This window comes from Solirubrobacter phytolaccae (assembly GCF_027587195.1).
GTDB lineage: Bacteria > Actinomycetota > Thermoleophilia > Solirubrobacterales > Solirubrobacteraceae > Solirubrobacter > Solirubrobacter phytolaccae.
Genome location: NZ_JAPDDP010000028.1, coordinates 40,851 through 55,276 on the forward strand (window position 1 = coordinate 40,851; position 14,426 = coordinate 55,276).

12 protein-coding genes are annotated in these 14,426 nt (G+C 73.4%); 7 read left to right on the plus strand and 5 right to left on the minus strand.

Annotated features, from left to right (window positions below; genetic code table 11):
• Positions 1-64 precede the first annotated feature (64 nt).
• From OJ997_RS16515 to OJ997_RS16525, 3 genes are read right to left on the minus strand one after another with little or no spacing between them, the layout of a single operon-like run.
• The gene (locus OJ997_RS16515; protein ID WP_270026270.1) at positions 65-1,672 is read right to left on the minus strand and encodes an urease subunit alpha; all 1,608 of its coding nucleotides are present in this window, start codon (positions 1,670-1,672) and stop codon (positions 65-67) included.
• Entirely contained in the window at positions 1,665-2,324 is a 660-nt protein-coding gene (gene ureA / locus OJ997_RS16520) for an urease subunit gamma (RefSeq protein ID WP_270026271.1), read from the minus strand. Before ureA ends, OJ997_RS16515 begins: the two co-directional genes overlap by 8 nt.
• A complete protein-coding gene (locus tag OJ997_RS16525; RefSeq protein WP_272599866.1) occupies positions 2,324-3,307 on the minus strand; it encodes an agmatine deiminase family protein in 984 nt (327 codons plus the stop codon). The genes ureA and OJ997_RS16525 overlap by 1 nt, the downstream gene beginning before the upstream one ends.
• A 47-nt stretch (positions 3,308-3,354) precedes the next feature.
• Between OJ997_RS16525 and OJ997_RS37615 the strand changes: the two genes are divergently transcribed.
• A complete protein-coding gene (locus tag OJ997_RS37615) occupies positions 3,355-4,923 on the plus strand; it encodes a DNA polymerase/3'-5' exonuclease PolX (RefSeq protein ID WP_270026273.1) in 1,569 nt (522 codons plus the stop codon).
• 1 nt (position 4,924) lies between these two features.
• Here the strand turns inward: OJ997_RS37615 and OJ997_RS16535 are convergent, their stop codons facing one another.
• Positions 4,925-5,842 (minus strand): LysR family transcriptional regulator, encoded by a 918-nt coding sequence (locus OJ997_RS16535; protein ID WP_270026274.1) that lies wholly within the window; start codon positions 5,840-5,842, stop codon positions 4,925-4,927.
• A gap of 71 nt (positions 5,843-5,913) precedes the next feature.
• On the opposite strand from OJ997_RS16535, the gene OJ997_RS16540 reads away from it, so the two are divergent.
• From OJ997_RS16540 to OJ997_RS16555, 4 genes are read left to right on the plus strand one after another with little or no spacing between them, the layout of a single operon-like run.
• Positions 5,914-7,230, plus strand: coding sequence for a flavin monoamine oxidase family protein (locus OJ997_RS16540; RefSeq protein ID WP_270026275.1), 1,317 nt, complete (start codon positions 5,914-5,916; stop codon positions 7,228-7,230).
• Positions 7,223-8,104: a dihydrodipicolinate synthase family protein gene (locus tag OJ997_RS16545; protein ID WP_270026276.1), complete on the plus strand. Its 882-nt coding sequence runs from the start codon at positions 7,223-7,225 to the stop codon at positions 8,102-8,104. Before OJ997_RS16540 ends, OJ997_RS16545 begins: the two co-directional genes overlap by 8 nt.
• Positions 8,101-9,546, plus strand: coding sequence for an aminobutyraldehyde dehydrogenase (locus tag OJ997_RS16550; RefSeq protein ID WP_270026277.1), 1,446 nt, complete (start codon positions 8,101-8,103; stop codon positions 9,544-9,546). The genes OJ997_RS16545 and OJ997_RS16550 overlap by 4 nt, the downstream gene beginning before the upstream one ends.
• A 6-nt stretch (positions 9,547-9,552) precedes the next feature.
• Positions 9,553-10,989, plus strand: coding sequence for a CoA-acylating methylmalonate-semialdehyde dehydrogenase (locus OJ997_RS16555; RefSeq protein WP_270026278.1), 1,437 nt, complete (start codon positions 9,553-9,555; stop codon positions 10,987-10,989).
• Here OJ997_RS16555 and OJ997_RS16560 read toward each other — a convergent pair.
• Positions 10,928-11,896 (minus strand): LysR family transcriptional regulator, encoded by a 969-nt coding sequence (locus OJ997_RS16560; protein WP_270026279.1) that lies wholly within the window; start codon positions 11,894-11,896, stop codon positions 10,928-10,930. The two genes, OJ997_RS16555 and OJ997_RS16560, sit on opposite strands and share 62 nt — an antisense overlap.
• A gap of 72 nt (positions 11,897-11,968) precedes the next feature.
• On the opposite strand from OJ997_RS16560, the gene OJ997_RS16565 reads away from it, so the two are divergent.
• Complete coding sequence (locus tag OJ997_RS16565) at positions 11,969-13,090, plus strand: NAD(P)/FAD-dependent oxidoreductase (protein ID WP_270026280.1); 1,122 nt, start codon at positions 11,969-11,971, stop codon at positions 13,088-13,090.
• Positions 13,091-13,096: 6 nt separating this feature from the next.
• Entirely contained in the window at positions 13,097-14,422 is a 1,326-nt protein-coding gene (gene hglS, locus OJ997_RS16570; RefSeq protein ID WP_270026281.1) for a 2-oxoadipate dioxygenase/decarboxylase, read from the plus strand.
• The last annotated feature ends 4 nt before the right edge of the window (positions 14,423-14,426 follow it).

Genomic DNA, 14,426 nt, shown 5'->3' on the forward strand with positions numbered 1-14,426 from the left:
CCTCAATCAACCGAGTTCACATTGACTGTGTTCGCGCTGACCGAACGGGCAGCGTGACCGGATTTCAGCCGATCAGGAAGCGCCCGGAGAAGGCGAGCGACTCGACCGGTGGCGCGTCGACCGGCTCGCCGTCGAGCGTGACCGCGTAGGTCCGCGGGTCCACGCGGACCTCGCCCTGGCGGTCGTTGTGAAGCATGTCTGCGGCGGTGAGGTCGCGGCAGCCCTCGACGCGCGCGCGGCGGCGCACCGTGGGCAGCTCGGCGTCCATCGCGCTGCCGGCGAGGAACGCGAGCGAGTTGCGCGCGGCGGCGCCGCCGATGCCGCCCACCTGCGGGCGAACGCGCACGGGCTCGGCGAGCATCGTCGTGGCGTTGCCGTCACCCGAGGCGCCCCACGCGGCCATCCCGGCCTTGATCACGAGCTCCGGGCGCACGCCGACCAGCGACGGCTGCCAGAGCACGGCGTCGGCGAACCGGCCAGGCGTCAACGCGCCCACGTGGCCCGCCAGCCCGTGCGTCAAGGCCGGGTTGATCGTGACCTTGGCGATGTGGCGCAGGACGCGCGCGTTGTCGTGCGCGCCCTCGCCGCCGCGGACGGCCTTCATCCAGTCCGCGTTCTGCAGCGCGCGGCGCACGACCTCGCCCGCGCGGCCCATGCCCTGCGAGTCCGACGACATCATGTGGATCACGCCGAGGTCGTGGAGCACGCCCTCGGCGGCCATCGTGCGGGCCCGCACGCGCAGATCCAAGATGGCGAGGTCGCCGCTGCGACGGCTCGGGTCCAGCAGGTGCACGGCCTCGACCATCGCGCGGCCCTCGGCCTCGGTCCCCGGGCCGAACGGGAGGCCCGGGTTGGTCGAGGAGGTCAGCACGCGCTCGCGCCCGGCCAACGCGAGCAGGTCGGGAGCGTGGCCGCCGCCGCAGCCCTCGATGTGGAAGGCGTGGATCGTCCGGCCGCCGAACGCGGCGAACGTCTCCTCGACCGAGATCGCCTCGTTCAGCCCGTCGGTGTGGATCGCGAGCTGGACGTCCTCGGCGTCGCAGATGTCGAGTGCCGTGCGGATCTGCTCGGGCCCGGCGGCGACGTCCTCGTGGATCTTCAGCCCGGCGCCACCCGCGCGCAGCGCGTGCAGGACGGGCTCCTGGCGCGCCGAGGAGCCGCGGACGAGCAGCGCGGCGTTCAAGGGGTAGGCATCCAGAGCCGCCCACGCGGTCTGGAGCAGCTCGGGCGGGTTGCAGCCGAGGTTCCAGACCGGACCGGGGTCCTGGATGACCAGCGTCGTCAACCCACCCGCCAATGCCGCATCCGCGACCTGCGGCGACAGCCAGTGCACATGCGTGTCGATCCCACCGGGCGTGACGATAAGCCCGGCGGCGTCGTGCACCGCGGTCGCCGTGTCCAGCACGACGTCGATCCCGTCCATCGTGTCCGGGTTGCCCGCCCGCCCGACGCTGACGATCCGGCCGTCATTGATGCCGATCGAGGCGTAGCGCACGCCGAGCACGGGGTCGATCAGCAGCCCGCCGGTGATCGCGACCTCGACGCCGCCGCGCTCGGCGCGCACGCCGAGCCCGTCACGCATCGTGCCGCCCCAGCCGGGGACGATCGCGTCCGGCTCGCCCTCGGGCTCGAGCCACAGATCACTGTCGGCGAGGCGGACGCGGTCAGGCACCGCGGTACCCCCGCTCACGGGCGAGCACCAGCGCGGCGTCGAGAGCGCCGACCTCGTCCAACGGTCCGTCGACGAGCCCGCCGTGACCGCGCACGACCCGCGCGCCCGCGATCGGCACCAGCCGCACGGTCACCGGCTCGCCCGGCACGAACACGACCTTCGCGCCCGGCGCGATCGCCAGTCGCAGCCCCCAGGCCGCGGCGCGGTCGAAGCGCAGCACGCGGTTGGTCTCGAAGAAGTGGAAGTGCGACGTCACGGCGACGGTGACCTCACCCTCGTTGACGACCTCCAGCGCGACGCCGTCCTCGACCCACTCGGGCGGCACGTCCACCGCTTCCGGCGGCCCGTCGCGCCGGATCGGGTCGTGGAGCACGACCAGCCGGTGCCCGTCGGTGAACAGCGGCTCGACCTCCACGCGCGGCACGGCGTCGGCGACGCCTTCGAGCACGTCGGCCTCACCCAGCACGCCGTAGCCGAAGGCCTGCACGTCGGCGTACGAGCGCCCGTCGCGCGCCGCCTCGCACACCTCGTCGGCGATCAGCGCGACCGCCTCGGCCTGCGTGAGCTTGAGCCCACGCGCGCGGCGCTTACGCGCGAGCTCGCCCGCCAGGAACAGCAGCAGCCGGTCTTCCTCGCTCGGGAGCAGCCGCATCAGACCGCCGGCTCCTGCTGGGTGATGCAGTGGATGCCGCCGCCCCGCGCGAACAGCGGCCGCGCGTCCACGAGCTCCACGCGCCGCCCGGGGTACGCGTCGGCCATGATCGCCGCGGCCCGCGCGTCGGCCTCTTCCTCCCCGAACCCGCACAGGATCACGCCGCCGTTGACGAGCGTGTGGTTGATGTAGCTGTAGTCGACGGGGCCGTGCTCGTCGTGCGTGAGCCGCGGCGCCGGCACCTCGATCACCTCGAGCTGCTCGCCGCGCAACTGGTCGGCGATCGCGCGCGAGACCTCGTAGTCGGGGTGCCCCGGGTCGTCCTGGCGATGGACGAGCACGCGACCCGGCGCGCAGAACGTGGCGACGATGTCCACGTGCCCGCGCGTGCCGAACGCGTCGTAGTCGCGCGTGAGCCCGCGCTCGAGCCAGATCACGCGCTCGGCGCCGATCGTCCGCGCCAGCTCGGCCTCCACGCGCGCGGCGTCCCAGTCGGGGTTGCGCCCCGCGTCGAGCTGCACCGTGCGCGTGATCAGCGCCGTGCCCGCGCCGTCGACGTGGAGGCCGCCGCCCTCGTTCACCAACGGCGAGTCGAACACCGGCACGCCGGCCTGCGACGCCACGAACCGGGCGACCCGCGCGTCGTGCTCCCACGACGCCCACTCCTGCGCGCCCCAGCCGTTGAAGATCCAGTTGATGGCCGCGAGCTCACCCGCCTCGTCGAGCACGAACGTCGGCCCGATGTCCCGCATCCAGGCGTCGTCGAGCGGCGTGTGCACCACGTTCACGCGCGGGTCCAGATGGCGCGCGGCGTCCGCCACCGCGACCGGGTCGACGACCATCGTCACCGGCTCGAAGGCGAGGATCGCGCTCGCGACCGCGGCCCACGTCGTCCGCGCCTCCTCGGGCTCGTCGCCGAGCGTGTAGCCGGACGACGGCCACGCCATCCACGTGCGGGCGTGCGGCGCCCACTCGGGCGGCATGTGGAATCCGGACTCGGGCACGGGCGCAGCCTACCTAGTGTGTGGTTGTGGACAACGCCGCCCTCGCCGACCAGCTCGACGCGTTCGCGGCGCTGCTCGAGCTCGCGGAGGCGAACGCCTACCAGGCGCGGGCGTACCGGCGCGCGGCGGAGCTGATCCGCGCCACGCCGGTCCCGGTCGAGGACCTCATCCGCAGCGGCCGTGTGCGGGAGCTGCGGGGGATCGGCGCGGGGATCGAGGGGCGGCTGCGGGAGCTGGTCGAGACCGGCTCGATCGCGGAGCTGCGCGAGCTCGAACGCGAGCTCTCCCCCGGGCTGATCGGCCTCGGCCGCTTCCTCGGGCTCACGACGAAGCGGTCGGTCGAGCTCGCGAAGGCCCTCCGGGTACGCACGCCGGACGAGTTCCGCGAGGCTGTCGCCGGCGGACGGCTGCGCGACGTGCCGGGCGTCGGCCCGAAGCTCGAGGCGCGCATCAAGGTGGCGCTCGAGCGCACCGATGCGCGCAGCGGCCCGACCGTGCTGCTCAACCGGGCGAAGACGCTCGTGGACGGGATCGCCGCCGCGCTCGACGGTGAGGCGGCCGGCGACACGCGTCGTTGGCACCACGCGCCGACGCGGCTGGCCGTGGTGAGCGCCGCCCCCGATGCGCTCGCGCGCTTCGAGGCGCTCCCGCAGATCGTCGCCATGATCGAGGGCCACTGCGGGTTGACGGTCGAGGGCATCCCCGTCGAGCTCGTCGTCGCGCCACCCGAGCGCTTCGGCACCGCGTTGCTCCAAGCCACGGGATCGCCGGAGTACCTGGCCGCGCTCGGCCCGCTCCCCGACGCCCCGACCGAACGCAGCGTCTACGAGGCCCTGCGCCTCCCGTTCGTCCCGCCCGAGCTGCGCGAGGCGCCGTTCACCGGCGAGCCACCGCGTCTGCTCGAGCAGGCCGACATCCGCGGAGACCTGCACACCCACACGACCTGGTCCGACGGCCGCTTCAGCGTCGAGGAGATGGGTCGCGCGGCCCGCGACCGCGGCTACGACTACCTCGCGATCTGCGACCACACGCCCGCGGTCGGCGCCGTGAAAGGCCTCACCGGCGATGACGTCCGCCGCCAGGGCGAGGAGATCGCCGCGGCCAACGAGCGCCTGGCGCCGTTCCGCATCCTGAAGGGGATCGAGTGCGACATCCTGCCCGACGGCCGGCTCGACCTCCCCGACGACGTGCTGGCTGAGCTTGACTGGGTCCAGGCCAGCGTGCACGGCGGCCAGCGGATGCCGAAGGCCGAGATGACCAAGCGCGTCGCCGAGGCGTTGCAGCACCCGTCGGTCAGCTGCCTCAGCCACCCCAAGGGCCGGATCATCGGCCGCCGGCCCGAGAACGCGCTGGACCTCGAGGCGATCTTCCCGATCGCGCGCGAGCACGACGTCGCGCTCGAGGTCAACGGCCTCGCGCCCCGGCTGGACCTCAGCGGCGAGCACGTCCGCGCGGCGCTGCAGGCGGGCGTGAGGATCGTCTGCTCCACCGACGCGCACTCGATCGACAGCCTCGCGACCATGACGCTCGCCGTCCACACCGCCCGCCGCGGCGGCGCCACCGCCGCGGACGTCGTCAACACCCGCCCGCTCTGAGTCAGCGCGTGCGGTCGAGCTCGTCGGCCACGGTGCGCATGTGCGTCTCCAGGCCGGCCAGCAGCTCGCGCACACCCGGGGTGAGCCGGGCGCCGGCCCGGGTGATGATCGCGAAGGTGTCGAACAGCGCGGGCTGGAAGGACGCGGTGCTCAGGCCGGCGGGGAAGTACGGCGCGTGGATGAACGCGCTCGGCAGGTAGGTGTCGCCGACGCCGGCGGCCACGAGTCGCAGCGCGATGTCCTTGAGCTCGACCTCGACCTTGGGCTCCAGGCGCAGCCCGAGGGCCTGGGCGCGCTCGGCGAGCTGGCGCCGGATCGGGTCGTTGTCGGCCGACTCGGCGTCGTAGAAGATCAGCGGCGTCGTGGCCAGGCGCTCGATCGTGGCGGGCTCACGGGTGCGCTCGGGGTCGGCGCTGACGTAGATGACCTCGTCGCGGACGATCGGGCGCACGTCGAGCTTGTCGTCGTCGATCGGGAGCGCCACGAGCGCGGCCTCCAGCTCGCCGCGGCGGACGCGGTCGGCGATCACCGACGAGTTGCGGCCGACCAGGCGCACGGACACGTTCGGGTGGCGCTGAAGGAAGCTGACGACGAGCTCGTCGAGCCGCCACGCCGACGGTCCCCCGAAGATCCCGAGCGCGACCGTGCCCGTGCGCAGCTCGGTGAGCTCCCCCACGCTGTCGGCCGCGTCCTCGACGGCGCGCAGGCTGCGCGTGGCGTGCTCGGCGAACGCGCGCCCCGCTTCCGTCGCCACCACGCCCCGGCCGGCGCGGACGAACAGGCTCGCGCCGAGGGTCTGCTCGAGCTTGCGGATCTGCTCGGCCACGGCGGGCTGGGACACGCGCAGGGTCTCGGCCGCGGCGGTGAACGAGCCGAGCTCGAACGCGGCGCAGAAGCAACGGAGCTGTTGCAGAGACAAAAGCTCAGCTTTGGATTGCGCCAAGCGATTGAGGCTACCTGTCCGGGCGCGCGTGCAGAACCATGGTCGCCATGACTCGGGATGTGGTGATCGTCGGCGGTGGGATCGCCGGCCTGTCGGCGGCCTGGCGACTGCGCCACCGCGACGTGCTGCTGCTGGAGGCCGGCGATCGACTCGGCGGCCGGATGCGCTCGGACCCCTGCGGCGACTACTGGCTCAACTACGGCGCGCACCTGTTCCCCGCGCCCGGCACGCTCGTGGACCGCATCACGCACGAGCTCGGGCTCGAGACCGTCCCCGTGACCGGCGGGATGATGGGGCTCGCCGTCGACGGCACGATCCTCGACGGCGGCCGCGTGGAGAGCTACCCGTTCCGGCTGCCGCTGTCGGTGCGTGAGCGGGTCGCGTTCGCGAAGGCCGGCGTGAAGGTCCAGCTCGCCGTCCGCCGTTACCACGCCGCGCCCAACCGCTACGAGTTCGAGAACGACCGCACGTTCGCCGACTTCCTCGGCCCGCTCCCGCCGAAGGTGCACGAGATCTTCGCCTGCGCCGCCCACCGCGCGACGGGCGAGCTGGACGAGCTGGCCGCGGGCGCCGGCATCGGGCTGTTCGCGCTGGTGTGGGCGGGCAAGGGCTCGCTGATCGCGCGCAACCTGCGCGGCGGCACCGGGATGCTCCCGGCCGCGATCGGGCGTGAGCTGGGCGAGCGCGCACGCGTGGACAGCCGGGTCGACGCGGTTCGGGAGGACGGCGACGTGCTGGTGGTCAGCGTCGGCGGCGAGGAGATCCGCGCGCGGCAGGTGATCATGGCCGCGAACGCGCCCTACGCCGCGCCGCTCGTCGCGGCCGTCGCCGAGCAGGCCGCCGACGCGCTCTCCCGCCTCACCTACGGCGCGTTCCTCAGCGTCGCGATCGAGACGAACGAGACGACCGCGATGCCCTACGACGGCGTCTACGCGGTCGCCACGCCCGGCCGCGTGTTCGACATGTTCACCAACCAGGCGCACGCGCTGCGCGTCGGGCCGCGCCGCCCCGGCGGGAGCCTGATGCTGTTCGCCGGCGCGCAGCGGGCGGCGGCGCTGATGCGCGAGAGCGACGCGGTGATCGCCGAGCGCTTCCTCGCCGACCTGCACGCGATGTACCCGCAGACCCGCGGCGCGATCGCCAACGCCACCGTGCGCCGCTGGGAGCTGGGCAACGTCTATGCCAGCCCCGGCCGCGGCGCGCTCCAGCCCGCGCTGGAAGGCGCCCTCGGCGCCCACGAGAACCTGCACCTGGCCGGCGACTACTTCGCCGAGCTGGGGACGATGGAGGCCGCCGCCCAGACCGGGCTCGCCGCGGCTGAGCGCGTCGAGTCCCGAATCCGAGAGGCCATTACGCATGTCTGATTTTCACGGCGTCCTGCCCGCGCTGATCACCCCGTTCACCGCGGACGGGAGCGCGATCGACACCGAGGCGCTCGAGGCCGTCGTCGAGCGCCTGATCGGCGCCGGCGTGGGCGGCCTCGTGCCCGGCGGCAGCACCGGCGAGTTCACGACGCTGAGCACCGCGGAGCGCCGGCAGCTGACCGAGGTGGTCGTCGAGGCCGCCGCCGGCCGCGTGCCCGTCGTCGCCGGGACGGGAGCGCTCTCGACCGCGGAGACCGTCGCGCTGAGCGTCCACGCCGAGCAGGCCGGCGCGGCCGCGGTGATGGTCGTGCCGCCGTTCTACGACGCGCTGTCCTGGCGCGAGCTGCAGGCCCACTACGGCGCGGTCGCGGACGCCATCTCGATCCCGATCATGTACTACAACCTGCCGTCGGCGACCGGCGTGAACCTCACCGCCGAGCAGCTGCGCGCGCTGCCGATCGGGTGCCTGAAGGACACGGGCGGCGACGCGACCGCCGCGCAGGAGCTGATCCAGACCGACGGCCCGACGCTGCTCAACGGCTGGGACACGCAGACCTTCGTCGCGCTCGCCTCGGGCGTGCAGGCCGTCGTCTGGGGCACGGCCTCGATCATCCCGGAGCAGTGCGTCGAGCTGCATCGCCTGCTGATCGACGACATCGACCTCCCCACGGCGCGTGAGCTGTGGGCGCGGATCTGGCCGCTGTGCCAGTTCCTCGAGAGCGTGAGCTACCCCGCCGCGATCAAGGCCGGCGCGACGATCACGGGCTTTACGACCGGTCCGGTCCGCGCGCCGCTGCTCCCGCTCGAAGCCGACGCGCAGCGCGAGCTGGCCGCCGCGATCGCGTTCGCGACCGCCGCGGAGACCGTGCGATGAGCACCGCGACCACGATCGCCTTCCGCAACCTCGTCGGCGGCGAGCTGGTCGACGCGCTCGACGGCGGGATCCGCGACGTCGTCAACCCGGCGAGCGGCGAGGTGATCGGGCGCGTACCCGAGGGCACCCAGGCCGACGTCGAACGCGCGGTCGGCGCGGCGCGCGCGGCGCGGACCGGCTGGCGCGACACGACTCCCGGCCAGCGCCAGGAAGCGCTGCTCGCCCTCGCCGACGCCGTCGACCGGCATGCCGACGAGCTCGCCGCGCTCGAGGTCGCCAACGTCGGCAAGCCGCGCTCGCTCGCGGCCGAGGAGCTGCCGATCTGCGCGGACGAGCTGCGCTTCTTCGCGGGCGCCGCGCGCACGCTGCACGCGCCCGCAGCGGGCGAGTACAGCCCCACGCACACGTCGTTCGTCCGCCGCGAGCCGGTCGGGATCGTCGGCCAGATCGCGCCCTGGAACTACCCGCTGATGATGGCGATCTGGAAGCTCGCGCCCGCGCTGGCCACCGGCAACGTGGTCGTGCTCAAACCGTCCGAGCTGACGCCGCTGAGCACGCTGCGCCTCGCCGAGCTGGCCGCGGAGATCCTCCCGCCCGGCGTGCTCAACGTCATCACGGGCGAAGGTGATCCGGTCGGGCGCGGGATCGTCACGCACCGTGACGTCGCGCTCGTCTCGCTGACGGGCAGCGTGCCCGCCGGCAAGTGGATCGCGCAGGCCGCGGCCGACACGCTCAAGCGCGTGCACCTGGAGCTCGGCGGCAAGGCGCCGGTCGTCGTGCTGGATGACGCCGACCCGGCCAAGGTCGCCGCCGGGCTGCGCGTCGCGAGCTTCTGCAACTCGGGCCAGGACTGCACCGCGGCCACGCGCGTGCTGGCCACGCCGGGCGTCTACGACGCGCTGCTCGAGGAGCTGGTGCCGACCGTCGCCGCGCTGCGGGTCGGCGACCCGGCCGAGGGCGACGCGATCGAGATGGGACCCGTCGTGTCGGAAACCCAGCAGGCGCGGATCCTCGGCTTCCTGGACCGCGCGGTCGACGGCGGCGCCAACCTCCTGCTCGGCGGCTCCACGGGCCGCGCGACGGGCGCGTTCGTCGAGCCGACGATCGTCACCGGCGTCGGGCAGGACGCCGAGATCGTCCAGCGCGAGGTGTTCGGGCCGGTCGTCACCGTCCAGCGCGTCGCGGACGCCGACGAGGCGATCCGCCTCGCCAACGACGTCCCCTATGGCCTCGCCGCTTCGATCTGGACCCGCGATGTCGGCCGCGCGATGAACGCCATCCGGGCGCTCGACTTCGGCTGCGTGTGGGTCAACGACCACCTGCCGTTCCTGTCGGAGATGCCGCACGGCGGCTTCAAGGAATCGGGCTACGGCAAGGACCTGTCGACGTACGCGCTCGACGACTACACGCGCGTCAAGCACGCGATGATCAACCTGGACTGAGGGCTGATGCTCGAACTCGAAACCCGGCGGACCGCGCCGATCTACGACCCCGCGACGGGCCAGGTGCAGCGCGAGCTCGAGCTCGCCGACGCGGCCGACGTCGACGCCGCGGTGCAGGCCGCGAAGGCCGCGTTCGGAGGCTGGGCGGACACGTCCGTCGTGCGCCGCGCCCGCGTGATGTTCAAGTTCCGCGAGCTGCTCGTGGAGCGCACCGACGAGCTCGCGCGGATCATCGCCTCCGAGCACGGCAAGACCGTCGAGGACGCGCGCGGTGAAGTCGTGCGCGGGATGGAGGTCGTCGAGTACGCGTGCGGGATCGCGGAGCTCACCAAGGGCGAGTTCTCCGACCAGGTCTCGACCGGCGTGGACCTGCATTCGTTCCGCCAGCCGCTCGGCGTCTGCGTCGGGATCACGCCGTTCAACTTCCCGATCATGGTCCCGCTGTGGATGCACCCGATCGCGATCGCGACGGGCAACACGTTCGTGCTCAAGCCGTCCGAGCGGGACCCGTCCGTGAGCGACGTGATCGCCGAGCTGTACCGCGAGGCCGGACTGCCCGACGGCGTCTTCTCCGTCGTGCACGGGGACAAGGTCGCGGTCGACGCGCTGCTCGACCACCCGGACGTGGCGGCCGTGAGCTTCGTCGGCTCCACGCCGATCGCGAAGTACGTCCACGAGCGCGGCACGGCGGCCGGCAAGCGCGTGCAGGCCCTGGGCGGCGCGAAGAACCACGCGATCGTCATGCCGGACGCCGACCTGGACTTCGCCGCCGACCACCTGACCGCCGCGGGCTTCGGCTCCGCGGGCCAGCGCTGCATGGCGATCTCGATCGCCGTCGCGGTCGGCGACACGGCCGACGAGCTGGTCGAGAAGCTGCGTCTGAAGGCCACCGCGATCAAGGTCGGCCCGGGCCTCGATCCCGCGTCCGAGATGGGTCCGGTGATCACCGCGGACGCCCGCGATCGGATCGTCGGCTACATCGACCGCACCGACGCCGACGTGGTCGTCGACGGCCGCGGCCTCGACGGCGACGGCTTCTTCGTCGGCCCCACGCTGCTCGACAACGTGACCACCGAGATGGAGGTCTACACCGACGAGATCTTCGGGCCGGTGCTCGGCGTCGTGCGCGCGGACTCGCTCGAGGAGGCGATCGCGCTGATCAACCGCAACGCGTTCGCCAACGGCACCGCGATCTTCACCGGCTCCGGGCAGGCCGCGCGCACGTTCCAGCGCGACATCCAGGTCGGCATGATCGGCATCAACGTCCCGATCCCAGTCCCGATGAGCTTCTACAGCTTCGGCGGCTGGAAGCAGTCGCTGTTCGGCGACCACCACATCCACGGGCCCGAGGGCGTGCGGTTCTACACGCGCGGGAAGGTGGTCACGACCCGCTGGCCCGACGCCCCCGAGCAGGCGCACCTGAACTTCCCGACCGCGCGCTGACGTCGAACGGCGCCGCGAGCTCGCGCATGATGCTCGTGATCGCGGCGACCGTCGGGCGCTGCTGACCGCCGCGCCGGCCGATCGCCACGAGGTCGCGACGCACGTCGTCGGCGAGCTCGTGGCGCACGAGCCCGGGCGCGGGCAGCAGGGTCAGCATCATCGGCGTCGTCATCGTGAGGCCGAGCCCCTGGGCGGCGAGGGCGAGCGAGACGGCGGTGTCGTCGACCACGTGCGCGACGTCGGGCTCGAAGCCCGCGCGCCGGCAGGCGGCGAACATCGCGCGCCCGTAGTTGGTGTGCTCGGGCGGCAGGATCCACGGCTCGCCCGCGAGGTCGGCGAGCCGCACGCCTTCGCGGCCGCCGAGCGCGCGATCAGAGGCGGCGCCCACGCCGAAGCGCTCGGTGGCGATCCGCACCCGGTCGATGGTCGGCGCCTGCGGTACCGGCGCGCTGGGGTAGTCGAGCCCGAAGGCGACGTCGGCGTCGCCGTGCTCGACCGCGGCGGCCGCGTTGTCCGGATGCACCTCGAGCGTGCGGACGGACAGCCGTGGGTGGCGCGCGGTCGCGGTGTGGATCGACGGGGCGAGCAGCGAGGCGGCGAACGTCGCGAAGGTGGCGACGGTGAGCGCGCCCGCGACCTCCTCCCCCGCCGCCTCGAGCGCCGCGCGCGCCTCCTCCTCGGCGCGCAGGATGTGCCCGGCGTGCTCGACGAGCACGCGGCCCGCGTCGGTGAGCTGCACACGGCGGCCGACGCGCTCGAGCAACGGCCGGCCCGCGGCGCGTTCGAGCACGGCGAGCTGCTGGGAGACCGCGCCGGCGGTGTAGCCCTGCGCTTCGGCAGCGGCCGCGATCGTCCCGTGCCGGGCGATCTCGCGCAGCGATCGCAACCCTCCCCACGGCAAATCCATATAGCGATCCTATTGCTTTGAGCGCACCAACAATCGCTTGTGCCATCGCATCGGGAGCGGGAGGATGCCGGCATGGAGGCAGAGATCGTCATCGTCGGCGGCGGCGCGCTCGGCACGAGCATCGCGTGCCAGCTGGCGCAGGCCGGCGTCACGGACGTGGTCCTGCTCGACGCGGCCGAGCTGGGTGGCGGCTCGTCGGGCAAGCCGCTCGGCGGTCTGCGCGGCACGTTCTCGGACGCGCTGAACGTGGCGCTCGCCGCGCGCGGGCTCGAGCACTACCGCCGGCTCGGGCCGGAGCTCGCGTTCGACCAGGTCGGCTACCTGTTCCTGCTCAGCAGCGCCGAGCAGGTCGAGCGGTTGGAGCCGTCCGTCGCGCTGCAGAACGCGCTCGGCGTGCCCAACCGGATCATCAGCGCCGCCGAGGCGCACGCGCTGTCGCCGGTGATCGACCCGGACCGCTACGTCGCCGCGACCTACTGCCCGAGCGACGGCCACGCGCGGCCGCGCGTCGCAATCGAGGCGTGGGCCACCGAGGCGCGGCGGCGCGGCGTGCGCGTGCTCGAGCGCTGCGAGGTGCGCGGGATCGACGTGCGCGGCGGCGAGATCGCGGGCGTGCACACGACGCACGGCACGATCGCCACCTCGACCGTCATCTGCGCCGCGGGCGCGTGGTCGGCGCGGATCGGGGCGATGGCCGGCGTGACGCTCGACGTGCGCCCGATCCGCCGTCAGATCGCCTTCAGCGGCGCGTGCGACCACGGCCGCGTGCCGTTCACGATCGACCTGGAGACCAGCTTCTACTTCCACAACGCCGGCGACGGGATGCTGCTCGGCTACTCCGACGCCGCCCAGCCCGACGGGTTCGACCGCACGTACGACGAGCGCTGGCTCGACGCCCTGCGCGGCCACGCCCGTCGCTGCGCGCCCGCGCTCGCCGATCTCCCGCTCCCCGACGGCTGGGCCGGCCTGTACGAGATGACGCCCGACGCGAACGCGCTGATCGGCGAGGCGCCGAACGTCAGCCGGTTCCTGTACGCGACCGGGTTCTCCGGCCATGGCTTCAGCCAGGCGCCGGCCGCCGGCGAGGTCATCCGCGACCTCGTGCTCGGTCGCGAGCCGTTCGTCGACGTCACCCCCCTGCGCGCCGAGCGCTTCGCCGAGCGCGCGTCCATCCTCGAAGCCACGATCGTGTAGGTACCGATGTTCGTCGAACCCTGGAAGCTCCGGGCCCGCTTCGCGCGCTCGCTGTCCGAGATGTACGGGAACGAGGTGCCGGCCTACCGGACGCTGGTCGAGGTCTCGCACGCCGTCAACGCGGACGTGGTGCGCAGGCACGGCGCGGACGCCGAGCGGCTCGGGTCGCTCGACCGCGTGACCGCCGAGCGCCACGGCGCGATCCGGCTCGGCACGCCGCGTGAGCTGGCCCAGGTGGCGCGGATCTTCGGCGCGATGGGCATGTTCCCGGTCGGCTACTACGACCTGCGCGACGCGGCGCCGACCCCGGTCCCGGTGGTCTCGACCGCGTTCCGCCCGGTCGACGAGGACGAGCTGGCCCGCAACCCGTTCCGCGTCTTCACCTCCGTGCTGGCGACCTCGGACCGGCGCTTCTTCGACGCGGCGCTGCAGGCGCGGCTGGAGGCCTTCCTGGACGCGCGCGAGCTGTTCGGCCCCGAGCTGCTGGCGCTGGCCGACCGCGCCGAGGCCGACGGCGGGCTGGACGCCGACGACGCCGACCGCTTCGTCGCGCTCGCCACACAGGCCTTCGAGCTCTCGCGCGCACCGGTCGACGGGCCGTGGTACCGCGAGCTGGAGGCGATCTCGAGCGTCGCGGCGGACATCGGCGGCGTCGCCTCCACGCACGTGAACCACCTGACGCCGCGGGTGCTCGACATCGACGACCTCTACGCGCGCATGCAGACGCGCGGCATCAAGATGATCGACGCGATCCAGGGGCCGCCGCGCTGGAAGGGACCGGACGTGCTGCTGCGCCAGACCTCGTTCCGCGCTCTGGCCGAGCCGCGGGCGTTCCGCGACGCGGACGGCGTGGTGCGCGACACCGCCCTGCGCGTGCGCTTCGGCGAGGTCGAGGCGCGCGGGATCGCGCTCACCCGCACGGGCCGCGCGCGCTACGACGAGCTGATCGGGCAGCCGGTCGAGGTCTGGAACGCGCGGCTCCCGCACACCGAGCACGGGCTCGCCGCCGCCGACCTCGCGTACTTCACCTTCCACGCCACGGACCGCCCTCGGGACGAGCAGACGCCGACCGAGCTCGCGGCGCTGCTCGCGGGCGGCTGGGTGACGGCCGAGCCGATCGTCTACGAGGACTTCCTGCCACGCTCGGCGGCAGGCATCTTCCAATCCAACCTCACGAGCGCCGGCCGCCATCAAACTGGGCAGCAGCACGCTGCCCTCGACGCCGACTGGATGGCGGGCGTGCTCGACCGCGAGCTCGCCGACCCCTTCGACCTCTACGACGCCCAGCGTGAGCGCTCGCTCGACGCGCTCGACGTCCTTGCCAGGAGCTGACCCT